The organism is Streptomyces sp. NPDC048417, from assembly GCF_040651615.1.
In the GTDB taxonomy this organism is placed as follows: domain Bacteria; phylum Actinomycetota; class Actinomycetes; order Streptomycetales; family Streptomycetaceae; genus Streptomyces.
Genome location: NZ_JBEZKI010000051.1, coordinates 17,005 through 40,007, shown reverse-complemented (window position 1 = coordinate 40,007; position 23,003 = coordinate 17,005). Strand labels below are relative to the sequence as shown.

The window sequence follows — 23,003 nt, the reverse complement described above, 5'->3', positions numbered from 1 at the left end:
TCCAGTGCCGACCGTGAGCAGCAGCAACGTGAACAGGGCTCGCATTCTCCGGTCACCCTCCTTTGATCTGGCACTGGTACGGCTGGTGGGGCCGCGGCTCACAGCCTGCCGCGGTGATCTTCCAGCCGGACGGGAAGACCGACAGGAACAGCGTGTCGGCGGCGAGGACCACCCGTGCCTGCCGCCCGTAGACCTGGACCGTGCGCACCGCCCCCGCGGGGGACAGCTGCTCTTCGGAGAGAGCCTTGGGGCAGGACGTCTTCGCCGACTGCTGAAGCTCCTGTCGTGTCTGGGGGGCCAGCGCCGCACAGGCGCGCGCCCCGTCGGCGCGCCGGACGCTCTCCTCGAAGCGCACGGCGGCTCGGGACGCGGCAGCCTCTCGCTCACCGAGCGTGCTGCAGGAGCTCAGGCAGACAGCACAGGCGAGTGCCATCAGGCTGTACGTACTCCTCCGGCGCGACAAAGGACCTCCACTCGCTGCGGTCGGGGCTGTCCGGACATGCTGAGGGGTTGACGGTGTCGTGGAGGGCAGCCGCGCTGTGGCGCCGGGCGGACGTAGAGCTATTGGGCTATGCCCGACCCGGATCGGCAGTCCGAATGAAGTGCGAACGGGCCCCGGGCCCCTGGGTGCCCCAGGGACCCTGGCTTCGGGGGCCTTGCCGCAGGGCGGTCGGCGGTTGAGCCGCGTGAGCGGAGTCCCGCCCGCACCTGGAATCAGCCGGTCAAGCGGCTGCGCAGCAGTTCCTTGCCCAGGTCTGCGCCCTTACGGCTGTCAGCCTGCGCCTTGCTGAACAGCTCGACCAGTTGCTCGTCCTTCGCCCGCTCGGCGTCCTTGATGTAGGTGTCCAGCCGCAGGGCGTTCTCCAGGCAGCTCTCGACGTACCAGAGGAGGTTGTAGTCCTTGTCGGGGGTTCCGGTGACGTGTCCGGTCTCCGTGGCACTGGCCATCGTCGCATCACTCCGTTCCGTTGTGTCGAAGCGGGCGCTCGGCCCGCCGGCCTTGTCGTCCGGACCGGCCGAGTACCCCGAAGGACGCGAGGCACCACGGGAGCCGGTCGGCAACCTTTTCGGTGTGGTCCGGTACGCACGACTCCACGTGTTGTGGACAAGTGCCAGTGCATCTGCGCCCCCACCGGCGTGCTGTTCGTTCTCACCAGCGGCCAGGTCTCCCTCGCCACCGCGGGCGCGCGCGTCGAAGAGGCGATTTTCGGCGCGTGTTCGGCATCACGGTCAACGCGGTGATCCGGCCCCTCCCCGTGTACCTGCGTGACACCCGCGCCGCCCCTCAGGACGCCGCCGCGAAGGCGCAGGAGGTCCTGTCCGCGGTGGCCGAGGGGCTGGCGCCGGGGGAGAACGAGAGGGCCGCGTGGCCGGGGGCAGACGAGCGCTCGCTGCTCTGAGGGCTTGGTCGTCAGGCCCGCTCCTTGATCGTCCGGGGCCGCGAAAGCATGCGCGGAAATCACCGTGGTCGCGGTCCGTGAGCCGTCTGCGCGCCCGGCAGGTCCTGCGACGAGTCAGTAGCCGTACTCGATCACGTCGCCGTGCACACCGCAGGTGTGACTCGCACCGTGCTGGGGATCGCCCCGACTGCCGCAACGCCCCACCCCGCCAGGGCGCTTCGCTCGTCGAGCTAACCGCCACGAACCAGGTTTCACGCTGGGCCCGTTGGACACTCGGGATGAGAAGAACAACGGGGGCAGGACGGACGAACCGGACCGCAACAGGCCCGAGCCAGAAGGAAGATGAGCAGCTGTGACTGCTGGAGCCAGTACTCCGGTCGTCGTAGGCCGAGCCGAGACCGGTTGGGCGAGGGCGCGTCGCCTGCGCGGGGGCAAGGCATAACGGACCTGCCTGCCCGCGACGCTCGACAACAACTCGGGGCAACTGCGGCAGGGGGACGACCGGAACGTCGTAAGGGGCGAGGACTGACCGCCGCATCGCTCACGTCGGCAGCGCTCTGCCACCCCGCCATACGCACGGCGCTCTGTCATCCCGCCATACGCGCTGCCACGTGCCGGTTCGTCCGCCCCTTACGGAACGACGGACACGCCCGACCGGGTGGACATCGCCCGGTGCGGCGCCGTGCCTATCCGGATGGGGAACCACTGTCAGCTGGGCGGGACCGACCCGGCCCAGAAATGGCCAGCGAAAGGCGGACAGACAATGGGGCACGGCGGAGACGCGATCGCTGAACTGACGACCGACCACCGGGAGGTCGAGGAGATGTTCGCCCGGATCCAGGGGATGCCGGGCGGCGGACAGGAACTCCGTGACGTCGTGGACGAGGTCACCATCGAACTCGTACGGCACTCGATTGCCGAGGAGGAGTACCTGTACCCGGCGGTACGCAAGCACATCGACGGCGGAGACCGCATCGCGGACAAGGAGATCGCGGACCACAGCCGGGTCGAGAAGCTCCTCAAGCAGCTGGAGAAGACCGACGCCGACGACCCGAAGATGAGCCCGCTGCTGCAGGAGCTCATGGACGAGGTCTCCGCGCACGTCCAGGACGAGGAGGACAACCTCTTCCCGATGCTGCGCCGGTCCTGCTCTCCCGAGGCTCTCAACGACCTCGGGGACAAGATCCGCCGGGCCAAGTCCATGGCCCCCACCCGCCCGCACCCCTCCGCGCCGAACACTCCTCCGGCCAACAAGCTCCTCGCGCCGGGCGCCGGCCTGGTGGACCGGGCTCGCGACCTGATCAGCGGCCGCGGCAAGTCCTGACCCTCGCAGGGACCGGTTCCGCGCCGGGTGGCGCCCGCCCGTGTTGCCGGGCGGGCACCAGGGCCGGCCTCCTGTGATGCGGCTCATTTCCTCTTCGGCCCGGCTGCCTACGCTGGTGTGTCACGAGCGGGGCAGCGCGGCTCCGCACCACAGCTCGCAACGTCGCGGGCCTCCACCGATCCCAGCTCATTGAACTGCTCACCCTCGACAGCGCGGACCTGCCCTGAGCTCGGCGCCCGAGAGGCTGTCGCTTTCGCCCTGGCATTGACCAGCTGCCGACGGGCCGCGAAGGACGCCCTGCCCAACCGGCGAGTACCAGTGATCACGCACAGTGGATACGTCACGTCCTCAAGCCGCCGCGTAGTCCGCGCGCTAGCCGATCAGCGCCACCACCATCGCGATGAGGCCGATCACTACCAGCAGCACCACCGCCATGATCAGGACGAGCGGCATAGGCCCCCATCCTTTTCGCAGCTCGGGCGGCTCCGGATGAGAGATGCCGGAGGTGCTCCCCTCCGCGGGTGGAGTGTCGCCGGGCGACACCCCGCCGCCTGGTTCGAGTCCCGGTGTTCGGCCCGGCTCAGGATCAGGAGTCGTCATGGCACTGGCTCCTCTCGTTTCTCGACTGCCCGCCGGTTGGCCTTGGTTTCGCCCGGTGGATATCTGCGCAGCAATCTGGATAATTACGAGTCTCCGGCCTGTATGACATCAAACGGGGTGCTTCTCGCCCGCGCGAGGAGAGCCGTCCGCAGTAGGACGGCTGCAGTGCTGCTGCCCGTTCACCTGCCCGAAGACCAGCCGTCAGCAGCCTTTTCTGCGTGAGCGATGCGTGAGCGATGCGTGAGCGGACGGTGCGGCACGAGCCGCCACGAGGCAGCACGGCCCTCGCTGTGAATGTGTTCTGACCTGGTGGTTCCGGAGCCCGAAGCACCGTCCGGAACCATCAGGCAAGCTTTGGCCAGGACTTTTAATCCATTGGTTGTGGGTTCGAGTCCCACACGGCCTACCGAGGTCAGACCCGCTCGGCGGTTCTGACCAGCGGTTTCGTAGCCTCGGCCAGCCTCTTGGCCGAGGCTACGCCGTGTGAGGAGGCCGTCTGCGTGAGCGGGTGTCCCGACAAGCAGCGTGGCTTGTTCAGCCATCACGCTCCGACTCAGGGTCCGCCGCCTCAGGCGCGCCCCCTGTGCGGCGCCGAGGTCGTTGGTGAGACCGTCGAGACGATCGCCAAGTTCCCGGAGCCGGTCCGCGTGTGCCGTGAGGCTCTCCCAGAGGCGGCGCATGTCGTTGGAGCCACGTGGATACCAGTCGCCATCCATCAGGTCTCATGGCCTTCGTGGGCGCGTACGAGGATGCCGAGGCGGAAGGTGGGAAAGCCGGCGGCGTGTTGAGGGCGACGCACCCGCGTTCGGGGCAATCGCCGCCGGCACGTGGCTGGATGCGGACCATGGGCCCATGGGCCTTGGTCGGTGGATTCGCGGAAGGGTGCCGGGGCGATACCCGGAGTGGTACCGCGAGCGGCGCTCCTGGGAACTCGGTGAGGACGCCCGTGCCACGGTCTGCAAACTCCGGGCCCTGGTCAGCGAGCGTAGGCACGTGGTGCAGGCTTCCGGCAGGCCGGACGGCCAGGCGATTCTGGGTGCGGCCGACGAGGAGATCAACTGCGCGGAGAAGACCCTGACCTTCGACGAGCATCGCCGGGCACCGCTCGGGTCTCATGTCACCGCGGCACAGGTTCACCTGAACACCGCACGCCTGCTCTGGTTGAAGTCGTTCCTCTCGTCCCCCGACGAGGTGGCTCCCTATCTTCCGGGACTCCTCGCCGTGGTCAGAGAACACCTGGCCCGCGACGACCCACGCAGGGTTGCCACCGAAATCGTGATGGAGAAGTACGCCCGCCGACGATCTGTCGACGAGACGGATCTGGTCGTCGTCCTCGAAGCCGTGGATGTCGCGTACAGCCTGACCTTGCGTGAGAAGCTCCGTGCGGGCAGTTTCGTGCGCATCGTCTGTGGGGTGGCCGCCTTTCTGTTCGTCCTGGCGGCAGGGGTGGCAGTACTGACCGCTTTCTTCCCGGACTCCGTTCCGTTGTGCTTCAACCCCTCACGGCAGAGTGCCGAGCCCGCCACGAATTCGAAGGTTCCTTATGTGATCGTCTGTCCCACGGGCAGTCAGGGCTCTCTCGAGTCCTCCGAACTCGACCAGAACTTCGCCACCGTCACGTCATGGGGTGACTACCTCGTCGTGGAAATCGTCGGCCTGGTCGCCGCCGGAGTCGCGGCCGCGTCAGCGCTGCGGAAGATCAGAGGGACGTCGACCAGCTATCCGGTGCCGGTCGCCCTCGCGGCCTTGAAGATCCCCGCGGGTGCCCTCACAGCCGTGCTCGGCCTTCTCCTCATGCGGGGCGGCTTCGTGCCCGGGCTCACCGCGCTGGATTCCTCGGCCCAGATCATTGCCTGGGCCGTCATCTTCGGATACTCCCAGGAACTCTTCACCAAATGGGTCGACCGGCAGGGCCAAAGGGTCCTGGAGTCGGTGCGTGGTCCCCTGGATCCGCCGGCCGCCGCCGGCCGCACGACCGTCGTCCCCGCAGCAGGCCCTGCGCCCCGTGCCGGACCAGCAAGGTCCCGCTCAGCCGACGAGGAGGCCGAAGGATGATCACTCGGTCAGAACGGCGGGTACGTGGAGCCTGTCCCAGGAATTCCTGCCCGGAATGCCGTCCGCGTCCTTGCCCGAGAATCCCAGCTTTTGCTGCCACTTGACGTAGGAGGCCCGGTCGGCGTCGCTCCACTGATAGTCGGGCCCGCCGGGGTAGGCCGAGCAATGCTCCTCGATGAGGCGGCTGCCCATGGCCTCGATGATCGGGCTGGCCGTGTCCGGCACGAAGAAGTCGGCACCCGGGAAGGGCTGGTACTCGCCGGAGGACTCCGGTGCGGAGACGCGGATCCGCTGCCCTATCTGAATCACGTTCGGATCGGTGATCTCCGGATTCCACTTCAGGACTTGGTTCAGCGTCAGACCGTACAGGGCGGCAATCTTGTTCAGGTTGTCGCCTTTCTTCGCTACATAGAATTTCGTTGCTGTCTCACTCATATGGCCCATTTTAATAGGCTCTTGATGATGCGCAAATGCAGAGTCATTTGGTGATTCAGCTATTTACGCGTCAACTGCTCAGCGGGGTCTGACGCCAGGGCGGTAGCCGCAGCTGTTTGCGCTGCTTCTCCTGGTTGCCTTGGACGACCAGGAGGTAGTGGCCGCCGGCGGTGACGACGCCGTGCAGCGCGGTGGCGCGTCGGGCGAGCAAGTGGGCCTACCGGTGGTGGGCGGGGGGTGTCCCCTCTGACCTGCTGGGCAGCGCTCGGGTCGGCTTCGGTCGGCTCGGGCGCTGTGTCGTTTTCGGCCCCTTGTGTGCGCGTTGCGTGAACGAGAGTGTTCTGGGTCCGGGAAAACCTGAGAGGAAGTCGGGCGTCGTAGGACAATGCCGCCATGACGGGGAACGGCACCAGCCTGTACGCCAGGATCACCGAACTCGCGGGCAGGTTACAGCCCTTGGACGGCAGGCAGCCGGATCCCTCGGTGGTCCACGCGTTCGCCGACGCCCTTCTGGCCCGCCCCGGTGGCGCCGACCAGCTGCACGCCACCTCCGCGGCACTGCGTGGTGCCCTCGACAGGACTCCGTCCGCCGCCGAGCGGCGCAGGCTGCTGGTGCTTCTGGACGCCGTGCTGAGCGGGACGTTCGAGCGGACCGGCCACCCGGAGGACTTCGTCGCGGCCGTGGACCTGAGCAGGGAGACCGTCGCCTCGACGGACGGCCTGCTGCGGGACGGGGTCTCTCCCGCCGTCCTGGCCTGGCTCCGGCACTCGGGCACGCTGCTCCGCGACACCCGGCTGGGCCGTACGGAGCTGGCCGGGCTCGTTCCCCTGCTGGTGCACGGTGTCCGTGTGTGCGAGCGGCTGCACCTGGCCGACGAGCAGGAAGGGCTGTTGGCCCAGGTCGCCCTGGTGATCCACGCGTGGAACGGCCGGCCGGGCGAGGTGACGTCGGCGGAGCTGGACGCGGTCGTCGAACCTCTCCTGGAGCTGCCGCTGCCACCCGACGACGACGCCCTCACCCAGGCCCTGCTGTCCGCGCTCGGCACGCTGCACATGAAGCGGTTCAACCGGTCGGGCCTGCGTGAGCACGCCGACCTGGCGGTGGACACGTACACCAGACTCGTGGCGCGAGCCCGGCCCATCGCCTCGCTGTATCTGATCCTGGGCGACATGCTCCACCACCGGTACGACCGGTTCCGGGACCGCGCCGACCTGGACCGGTCGGTGGCGATGCTGCGGTCCGGGCTGGCCGCCGATCCGGCCGAGGAGCCGGAGGAGACGGCGGCCCTCCAGGCCTCCCTGGCGAAGGCGTTGTTCGAACGGGCGGCGCAGGACCTGTCCGAGGACGACTGGCGCTCCGCCGACTCGGCGTTCCAGGCGGCCGCACGGACCGGCACCGATGGCCGTGGTCACATCGACGGGGTTCTGGCCGCGCGGTCGAGGGCGGAGGCGGCGTTCGCCGCGAGTGTGGACCCTTCCGCACCGGACGCCGAGCGGCGGATGGGACGTGTCCACGGGATGGTCGACGCAACCGCCGAGGCCGACGGCGAGGAAGCGGTCATGCCTCCGGAGGACGAGACGCCCGGCTGGCTGGCGCGGCAGCTCGCCGCCCGCTTCCGGCAGACGGGGGCGGCGGCCGATCACCGGCGTGCTGTGGCGGCCGTCCGGGAGGCGGATCGGTCGGCGACGGGCGAGGGCGTCGTGCGGACCCGCACCTTCCTGGCCGACCTTCTGCTGGCGGGCTACGACACGACCGGCTCCCGGACGGATCTCGAAGAGTGTGTCGGTCTGTATCGCCAACTGCTGTCGGCCGGGGTTCCGGACTCGGAAGCCGGCCGCGAGGAGCGCGCCCGGTTGCTCTCGCAGTTGGCCGGCGCCTTGGTCTTCCGCTTCGAGTACGCCGGCGACCAGGCGGATCTCGACGACTCGGTCGCCGCCATGCGCGAATCCATCGCCCTGACCCCGGCGAGCGGTGCCGAGACCGTCCGGGCCCTGCGGCTGGGCAACCTGACGGGCAAGCTCATGGTCCGCGCAGAGCTGCTCGGTTCCCTGGCCGATGTCAACGAGGCGGTCACGGTGGGGACCGAGGCCGTCGCTCTTTTCGGGGTCTTCCCGGACCAGACGATGCTGCCCAGCCTGCTGAGCAATCTCGCCGGTGGGCTCCGCCGCCGCTACCAGATGCGGGGCGACGAGGCGGATCTGGACACCGCGCTGGACACCTTGCGGCGCATGCTCGCGCTGAGCCCCAAGGGCGCACCGGAACACGTACGGGCGCTGAGCAACCTCGGTTCGTGTCTGCTGATCGCCGACTCCGCCGGGCGGGAGGGGCTCGACGAGGGGATCACCCTGATCCGTACCGCGCTGGCCAGGACCCCGTCCGGACATCCCCAGCACTACTCCCGGAGCGTCAACCTCGCCAACGCCCTGCTGATCCGTTGGTACCGCCTCCACAGCCGGTCCGATCTGGACGAGGCCGTCGCTCTGCTGCGCGCCCGGCTGGCGGCCGACGAGGGCGACGCCGCGAGGCGCCGACGGGCGGACAGCATGTTCCTCCTGGCAGGGGCGCTCAGCAGTCTGCACGAGGCGACCTCGGACGCCGGAACGGCACGGGAGGCCGCCCTGCTGTACGCCGAATACGCCAGGTCCTCCTTGGTCCCCGCCGCCCGCCGGATCCAGGCGGCCTCCCACTGGGCCGCTCTCAGCGAAGCGCAGGGGGACGTGGACGGGCCGGACGGCGCGCTGGCCGCCTGCTCCCTCGCGGTCGGGCTGCTGCCCGTGGCCGCCTGGCGCGGCCTCGGCCGATCGGACCAGGAGTCGCAGCTCTCCGAGGGGACGGGCACGGCGTCGGCCGCCGCGGCGCGCGCCCTGGACGCCGGCCGGCCACAGCTGGCGGTGGAGTTCCTGGAACAGGGCCGCTCGGTGCTGTGGATGCAGTTGCTGCAGTCGCGTGCCGAGGGCGGTGTCCTGACCCGGTTGGCCTCCGACCTCACCGCCGAACTGCGTCAGGTGGGCGCGGCGCTGGAGGAGGCCGCCGGGTCCGCGGAGACGTCGTCGGACCGGCTCGTCGCGCTGGCACGGCGCTGGGACGCCCTGGTGGAACGAGTCGGGGCCGAGTTGGGTGACGACAGCCCCTTCGCCCCGCTCCCGTACGAGACGCTCGCGCGGGCCGCGGCCGGGGGACCGGTGGTGGTGGTCAACGTCACGGCCCGGCGGAGCGACGCGATCGTCGTGTTCCCGCCGCCCGCGGCGCCGCTCGTCATCCCGCTGCCCGGCCTGGACCTGGCCGAGACGGCGAGCCGTGCGGCCGACTTCCTGGCGGCGGTCCACGACCGGGGTGCCACGCAGCCGCAGGGCCATGTGGCCCTGCAGATGACCATGGCGAGCACGCTGGAATGGCTGTGGGAGACCGTCGCCAAGCCGGTGTTCGACCGGCTCGGCCTGATCGACGGAAGCGGGGTGCCCGGCAAGCGGATCTGGTGGTGCCCGACCGGGCCGCTCACCCTGCTGCCGTTGCACGCCGCCGGGATCGTAGGCGGCGACGAGGGCACCTGGCGGCGCGTCATCCCCTCGTACACCCCCACGCTCCAGTCGCTGGCGCGCACCTACCAGGACGGGACAGACCCGGCACCTGCGGTCTTCGGGCAGGAAGGAGGGCGGCTGCTGACGGTGGCGGTGTCGGACTCGCCGGGCCAGCCGCCGCTGCGGTACGTGGTGTCGGAGGCGGCCGGGATCGCGGGACGTTTCCCCGGGCTGTCGCACACCGCGCTGGTCAACGCGCAGGCCACCCGCGACCGAGTGCGGCGCGAGCTGGCCGGCTGCTCGTGGGCGCACTTCGCCTGCCACGGCAGGCAGGTTCCGAACGAGGCGTCCGACAGCGCGATTCTGCTGCACGACGGTGCGTTGACGGTGCTCGAGATAGCCCGGACCCGGCCGGCCGGGGCGGAGCTGGCCTATGTGTCGGCGTGCCGTACGGCGGCCGGCAGCGCGCTGCTGTTGGACGAGGCCCAGCATCTGGTGGCCGGGCTCCAACTGGCCGGGTTCGGGCACGTGGTCGGTACTCTCTGGGCGGTCGGCGACCGTTCGGCGGCGGTCACCGCGGACCGCTTCTACGACGTCCTGCGGGCGTGCGGCTCCCCCGCGGCCGCCATCGCCTCCGCCGCGCAACTTCTGCGCCTCGACCATCCGTTGGAGCCGTCGGTGTGGGCGGGCTATGTCCATTTCGGGCCTTGAGGAAGGGCCGAGCCGGGCCTTGTGAAGGTGAGGAGGGGGCCATGCCCGATCCGGGGATGTTCTTCGCACTGTTGGTCGATCCCGAGGACGCCGTGCCCGGGCCGGTACGGCTGGAGCTGACGCCGGGCACCTCGCCGGCCGCCGCCGCGGCGGCCCTCGCGGCGGTGTTCCACGCGGATCCGGACCTGGAGCGCGTCGAGGTGGCCGTGGGCGGCAAGCCGCTCGGCGTCGCGCGCCGCGAGCGGTTGGTCGGGACGCGCCCCGACCCTGACTCCCGGGAGTTCGGCGGTGGTGACCACTCGACGCTTCCGGGCCCGGCACGGCGGTTCACCCTGCTGCGGTTCGAGTGCCGCGTCTGCGACCTGGCCGTCCTGCGGGTGCACGCCGACTGGCAGCCTCCGTCCTGCCCGGACCACGGCCCCATGGAACTGACGCGATGACTCCGGAGACGCTGGGGAAAGGCGCCGCCGATGTGTTCGCCGGGCGCTTCTTCCTGGTCAGCTATCTCCCGACGCTCGCGCTGAGCCTTTTCGTCCTGGTCCTTGTCAGGGCAGGCGCGCCCGGGGAACACATCGACTTCGGCCTGGCGTGGCGTGCCGCCGCCCGGCTGAACGCCGGAGAGCTCACTCTGCTCGTGCTGGCGGTGACGCTGGCCGCGCTGGTCTCCCATCCGCTGCAACTGCCCCTGGTCCGGCTGATGGAGGGGTACTGGCCGACCGCCCTCCGGCGAGTGGGCGCGCTCGGTGTCCGACGGCAGACGCGGCTGCGCGGCCGGCTGGATGCCGAGGCGAACCGACTGGAAGAGTCGATGACCGACGCCGAGATCCAGGCGGCCGGCACAGCGGGGACCCGGCTGCGTCAGCTCTTCCCGCCGACGGACCGGCTTCTGCCCACCGCGCTGGGCAATGCCCTGGCCGCGACGGAACACCGGGCGGGCGCCGGCTACGGCTGGGACGCGGCTGTGGCCTGGCCGAGGCTGTACCCGCTGCTCGGCGCGACGCTGCGGGCCGTCGTCGACGACCGGCGCAACACGCTGGACGTGACGGTTCGGCTCGCCGCGACGGCCTTCGTGGCGGGGGCCGCGGCGGTGGCCTTGCTGAGCCGCTCCGGCTGGTGGCTGTTCCTGGCGCTCGGGCCCCTGACGCTGTCATGGATCTGCTACCGCCAGGCGGTGGGCGCGGCGTTGCGGTTCGGCGAGGTCGTGGAGACCGCCTTCGATCTTCACCGGTTCGATCTGCTACGAGCGTTGCACCTGCCGCTGCCCGCCGGACGGTCGCAGGAGCAGGTCCAGGCCCAGGAGGTGTGCGCGTACTGGCGACAGGGGATGCCCGTGGCCTTCGCCTACGATCACGATGCCGAGGATCGTACGGCGACGACTCCCGACGGCGTCACCTGAACACAGGGGCCACCGCCTGTCATGCGGCGGCGGGCCGGCGGTGCGGACGAGGGCGGCGTGCAGCCTGTCCTGACCAGGTGTTTTCCGGACGCCGAAGCAGCCTCCGGGAACACGTGCAAGATCCCGCACGCTTCCGCGAACTGGCAGTGCTTCGGCGTGCCCGCCGCCCTGTTCTGCTGCATCGACCGCGGCCTGGGCCGCCCCCGATCGTCCATGCCGGCATGCACCTGGGGACCGTCGTGCTGCTGTGCGCCGGGGGACCGTTTCCTGCCCCGCCCACGTATCCGTTCGGATGTCATATTTCGATATATGACCCCTGCGAGAGGCGTGCCATGAAGATCGCAGTCATCGGCGGTACCGGACTGATCGGATCGCTGGTCGTCAAGAACCTGACCGCCGCCGGGCACGAGGCCGTACCGCACGCGAAGTCCACCGGCGTCGACGTCATCGGCGGCCGGGGCCTGGACGAGGCGCTGGCGGGAGCCGACGTCGTCGTCGACCTGACGAACTCCCCGACCTTCGACGAGGCCTCCCCGGCCTTCTTCCAGACCTCGATGGACAACCTCGTGGCCGCGGCCCACAAGGGCGGCGCCGGCCACTTCGTCATCCTCTCGATCGTCGGCGTGGACCAGGTGCCGGAGCTGGACCACTACCGGGGCAAGACGCTCCAGGAGCACCTCCTCGCGGCCGGGCCGATCCCCTACTCGATCGTCCGGTCGACGCAGTTCATGGAGTTCATGGACGCCGTCATGTCCTGGACCTCCGACGCCGACACCGTCCGGCTGCCCGCCACGCCCGTCCAGCCCATCGCGGCCGCGGACGTGGCCGCAGCGGTCGCGGAGGTCGCCGCGGGCGCCCCGCTCAACGGCATCCGCAACATCGCCGGCCCCGACATCTTCCCCCTGGACGAGCTGGGCCGGCTCACCCTGTCCCACCAGGGCGACCACCGCACCGTCGTCACCGACCCCACCGCCGGCATGTACGCCGTGGTCAAGGGCGATGTCCTCACCGACAAGGACGCCCACCTCGCCCCGACCCACTACACCGACTGGCTCTCCTGAGCGGAGCGATGCGCGAGCGGCCGGCACATCATCCGGAACGCCTCGCTGCCCGCGCAGGTCGGCCGTGCGCCGTACGAGAACGGGAGCGACAGCCGGACCTGGGCCGGCGCCCGGTTCGGCGAGTACCGGAACACCGGTGACGGCGCCGACAACAGCGGGACGCATACGCTCAGCCCGCGTTGAGCTCCGTCAGCTCGCCGAGCGGGAGCGTGTGCTGGGTGTGCAGGACCTTCGCGCGCAGGTAGCGGACGTTGTGCGCGGTGCGGAAGACACCGGTCGGGACGCGGTCGCGGACGGTGACGCCGAGGCCGCGCAACTGCTCGGCCTTGTCGGGGTTGTTGGAGAGCAGGTCGAGCTCGGTGATGCCGAGAGCGGCCAGCATCTGGGCGGCGGCGGTGTAGTCGCGGCCGTCCTCGGGGAGGCCGAGGGCGGCGTTCGCCTCGTAGGTGTCGAGGCCCTGGTCCTGGAGGGCGTAGGCGTCGAGCTTGTTGTAGAGGCCGATGCCGCGTCCCTCCTGGCGCAGGTAGAGCAGGACGCCACCGCGCTCCGCGATGCGCTCGACGGCCTCGCGCAGCTGGGGTCCGCAGTCGCAGCGGGCCGAGCCGAAGACGTCGCCGGTCAGGCACTCGGAGTGCAGGCGGACCAGCGGGAGTGTGCCGGGGGCGGGGTCGCCGAGGACGACGGCCACATGTTCCTGACCGTCGGTGAGGCCATGGAAAGTGACGAGTTCGGCGTTGACGCTGTAGCCGTCGGTGAAGCGCAGCGGTACCCGGACGCGGGCGCGCTGGGTGGCGGCGGGGAAGTCGGGCATCGGGTTCTCCTGTGTCCGGGTGCAGGACCGTGGCGGTCTCTGCTTCAGATTTGAAGCAGATCCACGGAGGGAACCCTATCCATGTTTTAAATTTGAAGCAACAGGATTTTGCGGGAATATCCACGAGGTCTCGCGGCGGGCGGAAGCCTTACGAGGGACCGGAACACGGCGACGACCGCCGCCGCCAGGGAACCTCGTCGGAGGTCGGCCGCGGGGTCGACGCGTCACCCTCCAGCGCCCGTGCGATCACCGAGCTGATCTCCTCCAGCTGGGTCACCTGCTCGGCGGAGAGATGGTCGAACACCGCCGCCCGTACCGTCTCCACATGTCCCGGCGCCGCGCGCTCCAGCACCGCCTTGCCCTCGTCGGTGAGGGCGGCGAAGCTGCTCCGCTTGTCCCACTGGCAGTCCTCGCGCCGGATCAGCCCGTCCTTCTCCAGTCGGGTCACCGCGTACGTCAGCCGGCTCCGGGTGATCTTCGACTTCTCGGCGAGGTCGGTCATGCGCAGCTTGTGCTCCGGTGCCTCGGAGAGACTGACGAGGATGCCGTAGTACAGATGCGGCATGCCGGCGTCCTGCTGGAGCTGCCGGTCCATCGCGTCGTCCAGGAGGTGCGTCGCCGAGATGTAGGCGCGCCAGGCGCTCTGCTCCTTCGGCGTCAGCCAGCGAGTCGTCATGCAGCCAGTGTAGGTTTGTTTCAAAGTTTAACCAAGCCTGCCCGTCGCCCTCGGGAGTGAGCACGTCCGATGCCGTACCCCTACGTCCTGCTGTCCGCCGCCGTCTCCCTCGACGGCTACCTCGACGACACCGGCCCCGAACGGCTGCTGCTCTCGTCCCCGGCCGACTTCGACCGCGTCGACGAGGTGCGGGCCTCCGTCGACGCGATCCTGATCGGCGCCGGCACCATCCGCGCGGACAATCCGCGGCTCCTGGTCAACGACCCCGGGCGGCGCGCGGCCCGGGTCGCCGCGGGCAGGCCCGAGTACCCCCTCAAGGTCACGGTCACCGCGACCGGCGACCTCGACCCGGACGCCAAGTTCTGGCACACCGGCGGCGAGAAGGTCGTGTACACGACGGAGACGGGCGCGGCGCGGATCCGCGGCCTCGGTGTCGCCGCGGACGTCGTCTCCCTCGGCGCCGACCTCGACTGGCCCGCGCTGCTGACGGACCTGCGCAAGGCGCGGGCGGTCGGCCGGCTGATGGTCGAGGGCGGCGGCACCGTCCACACCCAGCTCCTCCAGCAGGGCCTGGCCGACGAACTCCAGCTGGTCCTGGCCCCGCTCTTCGTCGGCGACCCGAAGGCACCGCGCCTGTTCGGACCGGGCGGGTACCAGGCCGGGCGGCTGCGGCTCCTGGAGAGCCGCCGTATCGAGGACGTCGTCCTGATGCGATACGAGCCCACCGCCCCCGGCGCGGGTGCGTCGGCGTCCGCCGCGGACCGGCACTGGCTGCGGCTCGCCTGCGAGCTGGCGGCGGACTGCCCGCCCTCCCGGACCGCGTTCAGCGTCGGCGCGGTGGTGGTCGCGGCCGACGGCACGGAACTGGCCCGCGGCCACTCCCGGGAGGCCGGCGACCCCGTCGTCCACGCGGAGGAGGCGGCCCTGGCCAAGATCTCCCCGGCCGACCCCCGGCTGGCCACGGCCACCGTCTACACCAGCCTCGAACCCTGCACCCACCGCGCCTCCCGGCCGCACCCCTGCGCCGAGCTGATCCTCCGGGCCGGGGTGCGGCGGGTGGTGACGGCGTGGCGCGAGCCGGACACCTTCGTCGAGGCGGCCGACGGGACGGGGATGCTGCGGGAGGCGGGGGTGGCGGTGCTGGTGCTGGGCGGGTACGAGGACCTGGCGAAGATCCCGAACGCGCACCTGCTGGGCTGACCTCTCCTAACCCGTGTGACTCGCACTCTTCGGATGGCGTATGCTGGTGTCAACGACGCGGGGTGGAGCAGCTCGGTAGCTCGCTGGGCTCATAACCCAGAGGTCGCAGGTTCAAATCCTGTCCCCGCTACTGAAGACTCAGGGCCGGAATCCAAGAACGAGGATTCCGGCCCTGAGTCGTATACCGGCACGTGTTCCGCGTCACAGCCGTCCGCACTCATCCGCCCGGCCCACACCACTCGCCCCCGCCCGCTCGCAGCCGCAAACCTGGACGGACACGCATTGGACACCTGGGACATATGGGGAGTCGTACCGTGGGCCCTGGAGAGGCGCAGGAGGACGGGTCCGCAGCCGTCCGCACCCTGGCCCGCTTCCTGCCCGCCCTGCTGATCGTCGTCGGCGTCTGCTACGACGTCCTCACCCCGAGTGCCTTAACGGCCGTCCCGTTCTTCACGGCCGCCCCGCTGATCGCCGCGCCCCTCTCCTCGCTGCGCACCACCGTCCTGACCGGCCTCGCGTCCTTCCTCGCCGCCTACGCCGTGCACGCCCGCTTCGGCTTCGGCCCGGACGTCGACACGGTCACCGAGGTCCTCACCGTGGTCACCGTCGCCGCCCTCGCCGCCGGCATCAACCGGGTCGTGCGCCTCGGTGACCAGCGCCTGGCCTCAGCCCGCGAGATCGCCGAGGCCGCCCAGCGGGCGGTCCTGCCCGAGCCCGCCGAGCGGATCGGCGGCTTCGAGATCGCGGCCCGCTACGAGGCGGCCCAGGAGGGCACCTTCATCGGCGGCGACCTGTACGCCGTCCAGGACACCCCGTACGGCGTCCGACTGGTCGTCGGCGACGTCCGCGGCAAGGGCATGGGCGCGGTCGCCGCCGTCGCCGTGGTCATCGGCGCGTTCCGGGAGGCCGCCGAGCAGGAGGCCACGCTGGAGGCGGTGGCGGGGCGGCTGGAGCGGGCGCTGGCCCGCGAGGGCGTCCGGCGCGGCGGCCTGGACGCGTTCGAGGGGTTCACCACCGCCGTACTCGTCGAACTCCCGCACGGCGACGGCACGGTCCGGGTCGTCAACCGCGGCCATCCGCCGCCCCTGCTGCTGCACGGCGACGGCAAGGTGTGCCCGGTCTGGGTGCCCGAGGCCGCGCTGCCGCTCGGGATGGCCGAGTTGGGGGCCTGGCCGGACCGGGCCGCCGAGCACACGTTCCCGAGCGGGGCCACGCTGCTGCTGCACACCGACGGCCTCTCCGAGGCGCGGGACGCGCACGGCCGGTTCTACGACCCGGAGCGGCGGCTGACCGGCCGTGTCGTCACCGCCCCCGGCGCGCTGCTGGCCCGGCTCGCGGCCGAGGTGCGCCGGCACACCGGCGGCGGCATGACGGACGACATGGCGCTGCTCGCCGTACGACGGCCCTGAGCGCGATCACCCGGCCGCCCTGGGGTCTGTCACCCTCGGTGCGCGGACGACCGCCCTCCGCATAACGCCTGAGTCACCATCAAAACGTGTGTGACTCCTGAGCTGAACAGAACGCAGGGTCAAGTAGACCGTTTTTGACCGTTCTTGACAGGTAAGTCCATGCTTTGAAAGCTTAATGATCAAGGCGAACAGCTTGGAATCTGACAGCCGGGTCTATTAACGTTCGATAACGCAGCGCGGTCGTCCCAGCCGTCACCCGCGACGGCTCCGTGCGCACGCGCCGAATCCCGCAAGGGAACCGGGGAACCACCACCTTGGGGTGAATCGCAAGGCTACCGCCGGGTACGAAACGGCCGGTATACGCGCGTAGGAGACCTTCCCGCTCCGAACCCGTCAGCTAACCCGGTAGGCAGCGGAAGGAAAGGAGTGCGCCCGCGTGGCGTCCAACCGGCCTGCTCCGACAGCCCCGTTCGTGCCCAGCCAGCGTCAACCCGAGACCTTCGGCTACGGCGGCTACCGCACCGACGAGGGCCCCTGGGAGGAGTGGAACCCCACCGAGGAGTCCCTCGCCCCGGTACGCGGCCGGCACCGCGTCGCCAAGCAGCGCGGCGGCGGACTCGCCCGCAGCTCCACGGTCCTCGGCGTCGGCGTCATCGCCGCCGTCGGCGCGGGCGGCATGGCCAGCGCCAACACCGGCAAGCCGCCGGTCTCCATCTCGCTGCCCGACCTGCCGTCCTCCGTCGACTCCCTGCTCGGCGAGGACGGCGGCCACCAGGCCGTCCAGACCGCCCTCAGCAGCGTCACCACGACGACCGCCACGGACGCGGACGACTCCTCCTCCGACGCCGGGGAGGCGCTGCGCAGCCGGATCATCGCCCAGGCCGAGCAGCAGCAGACCCAGCTCGACGTCAAGGCCACCGCCAAGGCCGTGGCCGCCGCCGACAAGGCGGTCTCCGACGCGGAGACCAAGGCGGAGCAGACGGCGGCCGCCAAGGCCGCCGACGCCAAGGAGCAGGCGCAGGCCGCCGAGAAGCGGCAGGCCGAGCAGAAGCGGCTCGCCGCGCTGGCCAAGCAGTACACGCGGCCGGTCGTCTCCTACACGATCACCGGCACCTTCGGGCAGGCTGGCTCGATGTGGGCCTCCGGCTACCACACCGGCCTCGACTTCGCCGCCCCCACCGGCACGCTGATCAAGGCCGTCCACAGCGGCACCGTCACGGAGGCCGGCTGGGCCGGCTCGTACGGCTACCGCACCATCCTCACCCTCGACGACGGCACCGAGCTGTGGTTCTGCCACCAGTCCTCGATCGGCGTCAAGGTCGGCCAGAAGGTCGCCACCGGTGACGTCATCGGCCGCATCGGCGCCACCGGCAACGTCACCGGCCCGCACCTCCACCTCGAGGTCCACCCCGGCGGTCAGGCCACCGGCATCGACCCGATGACCTGGCTGCGCGGCAAGGGCCTCAACCCCTGACGGACCCCACTGATCCCCGGCGGCCCTGACGACAACCCCCCGACGTCAGGGCTGCCGGTTCGGTGTACCCAGGGCACCCCGGTGCATTCCGCTTTTACGAGAACTTCGCGTTGCGTCGGCATCGGTGCACCGGCAGCCGGTGTTGAACTGAGGCATGACTGCTTCTTCCGCTTCCCGCTCGCTCCGCAAGCTCGGCGCCTCCGACCTGGAGGTCTTTCCGCTCTGCCTGGGCGGCAACGTCTTCGGCTGGACCGCCGACGAGACCGCCTCCTTCGCCGTCCTCGACGCGTACACGGCCGCCGGCGGCAACTTCGTGGACACCGCCGACTCGTACACGGCCTGGATCGAGGGCCACAAGGGCGGCGAGTCCGAGACCGTCATCGGCAAGTGGGTCAAGGCGCGCGGCAACCGCGAGGACGTCGTGATCGCGACGAAGGTCAGCCAGCACCCCGAGTACCTGGGGCTGTCGGCCGCCAACATCAAGGCCGCCGCCGACGCGTCCCTGCGCCGCCTGGACACCGACTACATCGACCTGTACTACACCCACTTCGACAAGCCCGAGATCCCGGTCGAGGAGATCATCGGCGCCCTGGACGAACTGGTGCGGGCGGGCAAGGTCCGGCACATCGCCGCGTCCAACATCACCGCCGAGCGGCTCCAGGAGTCCCTGGACCTCTCCGACCGCGAGGGACTCGCCCGGTACGTCGCCCTCCAGCCCCACTACAACCTGGTCTCCCGCGACACCTACGAGGGCCCCCTCCAGGACCTGGCCTCCCGCACCGGCCTCGCGGCGGTTCCGTACTTCTCCCTGGCCGCCGGCTTCCTCACCGGCAAGTACCGCCCCGGCACGACGGTCGACAGCCCCCGCGCGGGCCGCGCCGCCCAGTACCTGGAGACCGAGCGGGGCCAGAAGGTTCTGACCGCCCTGGACGAGATCGCCGAGGCCCACTCCGCCCCGATCCCCACGGTCGCCCTGGCCTGGCTGGCCGCCCAGCCCACCATCACGGCCCCCATCGCCTCGGCCCGCACCCTGGACCAACTCCCCGCCCTGCTGGGCGTGGCGGACCTGGAGCTGACGGAGCAGGAACTGACACGGCTCACGGCGGCTTCCGCCTGACGCTCGCTGTCCCCCCAACCCCTGTACGGGTCGTAGGAAACTAACCCCTGTACGGGTTGTAGGACGGATACGGCACGGCCGCCCCGTACCACCCCGGTGCCCCGTAGGCCGGCGGCGGGTAGCCGGGCCAGCCGTTCGGGGCGGCTGTGCGGGCCGCGTAGTCGAGAGCGGGGCGGACCAGCTCGCGTCGGCTCCGCAGCTCCGTCAGCAGGTGCCGTTCCCGCGCCACGAAGTCGGCGCCCGCCCGCCCACGCTGCCCCCGGCGCCGCAGCAGGGCGAGCGTCGTCGCGTACGCCTCGTACTCGGCGACCGCCCGCCCGGCCGGCTTGCCGAAGTGGTACGCGGCGTACTCCCTGGCCATCTGCCGCGCCCGCATCGACCCCAGGACGAACGGCTCGGCCGCCCCCAGCCACCCGGCGTACACATACGCCGGCAACTCCTCCCGCACGGTCCGCAGCTCCCGCTGCCGCGTCCAGATCGCCAGCCAGGTCAGCAGCCCGAACACCGGCACCATGAACATGCCGTACACGGCGAAGAACCCGTACTGCCCGAACGTCGACGACCCGTTCCAGAACGCGTGCATGCTCATCGCGAGCAGCAGTCCGGCGAGCGGTACGAGCACGCGCCGCACCCGCTGCCGTTCCCCGGAGAACGCGGCGACGCCGAACCCGATGCCGGTGAGGACGGTGAACAGGGGATGCGCGAAGGGGGACATGACGATGCGCACGAAGAACGTGGCGGCGGTGACGGAGGCGATGCCGCTGCCGCCGGTCAGCTGGTCGGTCCCGAAGGCCGTACCGAGGTAGAGGATGTTCTCGGTGAACGCGAACCCGGTGGCGGTGACCCCGGCTATCACCACCCCGTCGACGATCCCGGTGAAGTCCCGTCTGCGGAACAGGAAGACCAGGAGCACGGCCGCGGCCTTGGCGGACTCCTCGACGATCGGCGCTATCACGGTCGCCCCGAGCGTGTCCGCGCTGCTCGGATCCGCCGTCGCCGTCGCTATCCACCGCGTCGCGAAGCTGTTGGCGACGATCGCTATCAGCGCGGCCGCGCACGCCCCCCAGGCGAACGCGAACAGCAGGTTCCGCCAGGGCCCGGGCTGGACCCGGTCGAGCCAGCGGAACGCGGCTACGAGCAGGGGCACGGGCAGCACGGCGAGCCCTAGCCCGACGAGAAAGCCCTCCGTGCCCGTCTGCTCCCGCACCAGCGCGAGGATGACCAGGCCGGAGAGGGCGAGCAGGGTGCTCAGCGCCCCGTACCGCACCCAGCGCCGCTGCCACCAGCGGGGATGCCGCAGCCCGACCCCGGTGGGGTCCGGGGGATACGGCGGGTACGGCGGGTACTGCGGCGGGGAGGTGGCCACGGCATCGACCCTAACGAGGTGACTCCAGTCGGTGCTGATCGCCCTGCTGCACCGGATGCTGTACGCGACGGAAGAGCAGATCGTTCACCACATGTCCCTTGTCCAGCCCCTGCCCCTCGAAACGGGTCAGCGGCCGGTATCCGGGACGTGCCGCGAAACCGCCCTCGGCCTGGGTGTTCTCGAACGTCGGGTGCGCGTCGAGCACTTCGAGCATCTGCTCGGCGTACGGCTCCCAGTCCGTCGCACAGTGCACGATCGCCCCCGGCTTGAGCCGGGTCGCGGCGAGGTCGAGGAACTCGGGCTGGATCAGCCGCCGCTTGTGGTGCCGCTTCTTGGGCCAGGGGTCCGGGAAGTACACCCGCAGCCCGTCCAGCGAGTCGGGCGTGAGCATCTCCCGGAGCAGGATGATCGCGTCCCCGTTGCCGACCCGGATGTGGGACAGCCCGTTCTGGTCGGCGAGGTTGAGCAGGTTCCCCTGTCCCGGCGTGTGCACGTCGACGGCGAGGATGTTGGTGTCCGGGTCCCCGGCGGCCATCTGCGCGGTCGCCTCCCCCATCCCGAACCCGATCTCCAGGACGACGGGGTTGCCGTTGCCGAACAGCTCACCGAGATCGATGACGTGCTGCCCGTCGATGTCCAGCCCCCACTTGGGCCACAGCCGCTGCAGGGCGTCGGCCTGCCCGGCGGTGACCCGGCTCCGCCGTGGCTGGAAGCTGCGGATCCGCCGCTCGAAGTGCGATCCGGCCGGATCGGCGCTGGGCCCGTCCGGGAACCGTGGCTCTCCCTTGGCCCGGCTGTGCCGCACGGACACACCGGGAGCATGCGGGGAGCCCACGCCAGGGACGGTCTCGGCGGGCCTGGGGGTCTCTGGGGCATTGAGCGAGTCAGACACAGTGGAGTCGATTTTACGGCCCGTGCGGGACGGGGCGGCGGGGTCGTGCTTGGCCCGTGCGGGACGGGGCGGCGGGGTGGGTCGCGCCCGGGTCACACCGAGCCCAGCATGTCCAGTGCCCGGCGTGCCACCTCCCGCCCGATCGGCAGCGAGGCCGTCGCCGCCGGCGAGGGCGCGTTCAGCACGTGCACGGTCCTGGCGCCCTCCTTGATCAGGAAGTCGTCGACCAGCGAGCCGTCCCGCAGCACGGCCTGCGCCCGCACCCCGGCCGCCGCCGGCACCAGGTCCGCTTCCGTCACGGCAGGCAGCAGCCGCCGTACGGCCGCCGTGAACGCCCGCTTCGACACCGACCGCCGCAATTCCCCGCCCCCGTACCGCCAGTGCCGCCGCGCCAGCGCCCACGCCCCCGGCCAGGCCAGCGTCCCCGCGACCTCCCGGGGCCGTACGACCCCCCACCCGTACCCCTCCCGGGCCAGCGCCGGCACCGCGTTGGGGCCGATGTGCACGCCTCCGTCGATGCCGCGGGTGAGGTGCACCCCGAGGAACGGGAACGCCGGATCCGGCACCGGATACACCAGCCCCCGCACCAGCTCCCGCCGCGCCAGCTCGTAGTACTCCCCGCGGAACGGCACGATCCGCATCCCCGGCTCGTCCCCGGCCAGCCGGGCGATCTCGTCGCAGTACAGCCCGGCGCAGTTCACCAGCACCCGCCCGCGTACGACGTCTCCGCGGGCGGTGAGCACGGCCACGCCCCGCTCCGGCCGCCGGTCGATGCGCTCGACCCGGGCCCCGTAGCGGATCTCCGCCCCCGAGGCCTCTCCGAGCTGCCGGGCGACTCCCACGAAGTCGCACACGCCGGTCGTCCCGACGTGTATGGCCGCGAGCCCCCGCACCTCGGGCTCGTACTCCGCGATCTGGGCGGCGCCCAGCTCCCGCACGGGTATCCCGTTCTCCCGGCCGCGCTGCACGAGCGCGTGCAGCCGGGGCAGCTCGGCCCGCTCGGTGGCGACGATCAGCTTGCCGGTGACGGCGTGCGCGACGCCGTACTCCGCACAGAACTTGACCATCTCCGCGGCACCCTTGACGGCGTACCGCGCCTTCAGCGACCCGGGCCGGTAGTAGATCCCGCTGTGGATGACCCCGCTGTTCCGCCCGGTCTGATGCCGTGCGGCCCCGGCTTCCTTCTCCAGCACGGTGACCCGGGTACCGGGCGCGGCCCGGCTGATCGCATACGCCGTGGACAGCCCGACGATCCCGCCCCCGACGACGAGCACATCACAGTCATGAGCAACCCCGGCAGACACCTGCACCACCTCCCACGCTCGATAGTGCACTGCGCCACTGACAGCCACTTCAAACGCGCGAGGCCACGGCGCGCTCCGGCAGGGCACGGGACCGCCTTCGACACGCGGCTACGAACACGCACCCCGTCAGGGGCGCGGGGCTGTGTTCGGTGTGCGGCTGTCGCCGCACGTGCGCGATCAACCGCGTACTGCTCGCGGCCGACGGCCGGCAGGTGCCCCGTCAGGGGCGCGGGGAACTGCGCGAACAGCCCCC

22 protein-coding genes, 1 tRNA gene and 1 riboswitch are annotated in these 23,003 nt (G+C 70.9%); of the genes, 12 read left to right on the top strand and 11 right to left on the bottom strand.

Going from position 1 to position 23,003, the window contains the following annotated elements:
• Positions 1-52: 52 nt before the first annotated feature.
• On the bottom strand, positions 53-433 hold the full coding sequence (locus tag AB0D59_RS48055; RefSeq protein ID WP_362578522.1) for a hypothetical protein: 381 nt from the start codon (positions 431-433) through the stop codon (positions 53-55).
• Positions 434-714: 281 nt separating this feature from the next.
• Entirely contained in the window at positions 715-948 is a 234-nt protein-coding gene (locus tag AB0D59_RS48050; protein WP_362578519.1) for a hypothetical protein, read from the bottom strand.
• A gap of 266 nt (positions 949-1,214) precedes the next feature.
• On the opposite strand from AB0D59_RS48050, the gene AB0D59_RS48045 reads away from it, so the two are divergent.
• A complete protein-coding gene (locus AB0D59_RS48045; RefSeq protein ID WP_362578517.1) occupies positions 1,215-1,400 on the top strand; it encodes a hypothetical protein in 186 nt (61 codons plus the stop codon).
• Between the two features lie 763 nt (positions 1,401-2,163).
• The gene (locus tag AB0D59_RS48040) at positions 2,164-2,724 is read left to right on the top strand and encodes a hemerythrin domain-containing protein (RefSeq protein ID WP_362578514.1); all 561 of its coding nucleotides are present in this window, start codon (positions 2,164-2,166) and stop codon (positions 2,722-2,724) included.
• A gap of 107 nt (positions 2,725-2,831) precedes the next feature.
• Here the strand turns inward: AB0D59_RS48040 and AB0D59_RS48035 are convergent, their stop codons facing one another.
• Positions 2,832-3,050 carry a hypothetical protein gene (locus AB0D59_RS48035; protein WP_362578512.1) on the bottom strand — a complete coding sequence of 73 codons (219 nt, stop codon included), beginning with the start codon at positions 3,048-3,050 and terminating at the stop codon, positions 2,832-2,834.
• A 46-nt stretch (positions 3,051-3,096) separates the two neighbouring features.
• Positions 3,097-3,324 (bottom strand): DUF6480 family protein, encoded by a 228-nt coding sequence (locus AB0D59_RS48030; protein WP_362578509.1) that lies wholly within the window; start codon positions 3,322-3,324, stop codon positions 3,097-3,099.
• A gap of 882 nt (positions 3,325-4,206) precedes the next feature.
• On the opposite strand from AB0D59_RS48030, the gene AB0D59_RS48025 reads away from it, so the two are divergent.
• Positions 4,207-5,379 carry a hypothetical protein gene (locus tag AB0D59_RS48025; protein WP_362578506.1) on the top strand — a complete coding sequence of 391 codons (1,173 nt, stop codon included), beginning with the start codon at positions 4,207-4,209 and terminating at the stop codon, positions 5,377-5,379.
• On the opposite strand, the gene AB0D59_RS48020 is transcribed toward AB0D59_RS48025, so the two are convergent.
• Together AB0D59_RS48020 and AB0D59_RS48015 are read right to left on the bottom strand one after the other, a co-directional pair.
• Positions 5,380-5,814 (bottom strand): peptidoglycan-binding protein, encoded by a 435-nt coding sequence (locus AB0D59_RS48020; protein WP_362578504.1) that lies wholly within the window; start codon positions 5,812-5,814, stop codon positions 5,380-5,382.
• A 70-nt stretch (positions 5,815-5,884) separates the two neighbouring features.
• Positions 5,885-6,025 carry a hypothetical protein gene (locus AB0D59_RS48015; protein ID WP_362578501.1) on the bottom strand — a complete coding sequence of 47 codons (141 nt, stop codon included), beginning with the start codon at positions 6,023-6,025 and terminating at the stop codon, positions 5,885-5,887.
• 182 nt (positions 6,026-6,207) lie between these two features.
• On the opposite strand from AB0D59_RS48015, the gene AB0D59_RS48010 reads away from it, so the two are divergent.
• The 4 genes from AB0D59_RS48010 (at position 6,208) to AB0D59_RS47995 (ending at position 12,501) form a co-directional block, all read left to right on the top strand.
• On the top strand, positions 6,208-10,044 hold the full coding sequence (locus AB0D59_RS48010; RefSeq protein WP_362578499.1) for a CHAT domain-containing protein: 3,837 nt from the start codon (positions 6,208-6,210) through the stop codon (positions 10,042-10,044).
• A 41-nt stretch (positions 10,045-10,085) separates the two neighbouring features.
• Positions 10,086-10,484, top strand: a complete 399-nt coding sequence (locus AB0D59_RS48005) for a hypothetical protein (RefSeq protein ID WP_362578496.1) — start codon at positions 10,086-10,088, stop codon at positions 10,482-10,484.
• On the top strand, positions 10,481-11,440 hold the full coding sequence (locus AB0D59_RS48000) for a hypothetical protein (RefSeq protein ID WP_362578493.1): 960 nt from the start codon (positions 10,481-10,483) through the stop codon (positions 11,438-11,440). The genes AB0D59_RS48005 and AB0D59_RS48000 overlap by 4 nt, the downstream gene beginning before the upstream one ends.
• A 332-nt stretch (positions 11,441-11,772) precedes the next feature.
• Positions 11,773-12,501, top strand: coding sequence for an NmrA family NAD(P)-binding protein (locus AB0D59_RS47995; RefSeq protein ID WP_362578490.1), 729 nt, complete (start codon positions 11,773-11,775; stop codon positions 12,499-12,501).
• Between the two features lie 169 nt (positions 12,502-12,670).
• Here the strand turns inward: AB0D59_RS47995 and ribA are convergent, their stop codons facing one another.
• Together ribA and AB0D59_RS47985 are read right to left on the bottom strand one after the other, a co-directional pair.
• Complete coding sequence (gene ribA, locus AB0D59_RS47990; protein ID WP_362578488.1) at positions 12,671-13,312, bottom strand: GTP cyclohydrolase II; 642 nt, start codon at positions 13,310-13,312, stop codon at positions 12,671-12,673.
• A 148-nt stretch (positions 13,313-13,460) separates the two neighbouring features.
• Complete coding sequence (locus tag AB0D59_RS47985) at positions 13,461-13,988, bottom strand: MarR family transcriptional regulator (protein WP_362578485.1); 528 nt, start codon at positions 13,986-13,988, stop codon at positions 13,461-13,463.
• A gap of 69 nt (positions 13,989-14,057) precedes the next feature.
• Between AB0D59_RS47985 and AB0D59_RS47980 the strand changes: the two genes are divergently transcribed.
• From AB0D59_RS47980 to AB0D59_RS47960, 5 genes are all read left to right on the top strand, one after another.
• Positions 14,058-15,188 carry a dihydrofolate reductase family protein gene (locus AB0D59_RS47980; protein WP_362578482.1) on the top strand — a complete coding sequence of 377 codons (1,131 nt, stop codon included), beginning with the start codon at positions 14,058-14,060 and terminating at the stop codon, positions 15,186-15,188.
• A gap of 56 nt (positions 15,189-15,244) precedes the next feature.
• Positions 15,245-15,318: transfer RNA gene (locus tag AB0D59_RS47975), tRNA-Met, on the top strand.
• A gap of 184 nt (positions 15,319-15,502) precedes the next feature.
• Positions 15,503-16,597: a PP2C family protein-serine/threonine phosphatase gene (locus tag AB0D59_RS47970; protein ID WP_362578479.1), complete on the top strand. Its 1,095-nt coding sequence runs from the start codon at positions 15,503-15,505 to the stop codon at positions 16,595-16,597.
• Positions 16,598-16,865: 268 nt separating this feature from the next.
• Positions 16,866-17,026: riboswitch (cyclic di-AMP (ydaO/yuaA leader) on the top strand.
• A gap of 7 nt (positions 17,027-17,033) precedes the next feature.
• On the top strand, positions 17,034-18,071 hold the full coding sequence (locus AB0D59_RS47965) for a M23 family metallopeptidase (protein WP_362578477.1): 1,038 nt from the start codon (positions 17,034-17,036) through the stop codon (positions 18,069-18,071).
• Between the two features lie 154 nt (positions 18,072-18,225).
• Complete coding sequence (locus tag AB0D59_RS47960) at positions 18,226-19,188, top strand: aldo/keto reductase (RefSeq protein ID WP_362578474.1); 963 nt, start codon at positions 18,226-18,228, stop codon at positions 19,186-19,188.
• Positions 19,189-19,228: 40 nt separating this feature from the next.
• Here AB0D59_RS47960 and AB0D59_RS47955 read toward each other — a convergent pair whose 3' ends face one another.
• From AB0D59_RS47955 to lhgO, 3 genes are all read right to left on the bottom strand, one after another.
• Positions 19,229-20,554: a PrsW family intramembrane metalloprotease gene (locus tag AB0D59_RS47955; RefSeq protein WP_362578471.1), complete on the bottom strand. Its 1,326-nt coding sequence runs from the start codon at positions 20,552-20,554 to the stop codon at positions 19,229-19,231.
• A gap of 10 nt (positions 20,555-20,564) precedes the next feature.
• The gene (trmB, locus tag AB0D59_RS47950) at positions 20,565-21,446 is read right to left on the bottom strand and encodes a tRNA (guanosine(46)-N7)-methyltransferase TrmB (protein WP_362578468.1); all 882 of its coding nucleotides are present in this window, start codon (positions 21,444-21,446) and stop codon (positions 20,565-20,567) included.
• A 92-nt stretch (positions 21,447-21,538) separates the two neighbouring features.
• Entirely contained in the window at positions 21,539-22,759 is a 1,221-nt protein-coding gene (lhgO, locus tag AB0D59_RS47945) for an L-2-hydroxyglutarate oxidase (protein ID WP_362578465.1), read from the bottom strand.
• Positions 22,760-23,003 lie beyond the last annotated feature (244 nt).

Excerpts from the sequence above, each read along its gene's own strand:
- AB0D59_RS48030 (WP_362578509.1), bottom strand. The coding sequence starts at position 3,324 with ATGACGACTCCTGATCCTGAGCCGGGCCGAACACCGGGACTCGAACCA.
- AB0D59_RS47985 (WP_362578485.1), bottom strand. The coding sequence starts at position 13,988 with ATGACGACTCGCTGGCTGACGCCGAAGGAGCAGAGCGCCTGGCGCGCC.
- AB0D59_RS48000 (WP_362578493.1), top strand. The coding sequence starts at position 10,481 with ATGACTCCGGAGACGCTGGGGAAAGGCGCCGCCGATGTGTTCGCCGGG.
- AB0D59_RS47960 (WP_362578474.1), top strand. The coding sequence starts at position 18,226 with ATGACTGCTTCTTCCGCTTCCCGCTCGCTCCGCAAGCTCGGCGCCTCC.
- AB0D59_RS47980 (WP_362578482.1), top strand. The coding sequence starts at position 14,058 with ATGCCGTACCCCTACGTCCTGCTGTCCGCCGCCGTCTCCCTCGACGGC.
- AB0D59_RS48010 (WP_362578499.1), top strand. The coding sequence starts at position 6,208 with ATGACGGGGAACGGCACCAGCCTGTACGCCAGGATCACCGAACTCGCG.
- AB0D59_RS48005 (WP_362578496.1), top strand. The coding sequence starts at position 10,086 with ATGCCCGATCCGGGGATGTTCTTCGCACTGTTGGTCGATCCCGAGGAC.
- ribA (WP_362578488.1), bottom strand. The coding sequence starts at position 13,312 with ATGCCCGACTTCCCCGCCGCCACCCAGCGCGCCCGCGTCCGGGTACCG.
- AB0D59_RS47995 (WP_362578490.1), top strand. The coding sequence starts at position 11,773 with ATGAAGATCGCAGTCATCGGCGGTACCGGACTGATCGGATCGCTGGTC.
- AB0D59_RS48050 (WP_362578519.1), bottom strand. The coding sequence starts at position 948 with ATGGCCAGTGCCACGGAGACCGGACACGTCACCGGAACCCCCGACAAG.
- AB0D59_RS48040 (WP_362578514.1), top strand. The coding sequence starts at position 2,164 with ATGGGGCACGGCGGAGACGCGATCGCTGAACTGACGACCGACCACCGG.
- AB0D59_RS48020 (WP_362578504.1), bottom strand. The coding sequence starts at position 5,814 with ATGAGTGAGACAGCAACGAAATTCTATGTAGCGAAGAAAGGCGACAAC.
- AB0D59_RS48055 (WP_362578522.1), bottom strand. The coding sequence starts at position 433 with ATGGCACTCGCCTGTGCTGTCTGCCTGAGCTCCTGCAGCACGCTCGGT.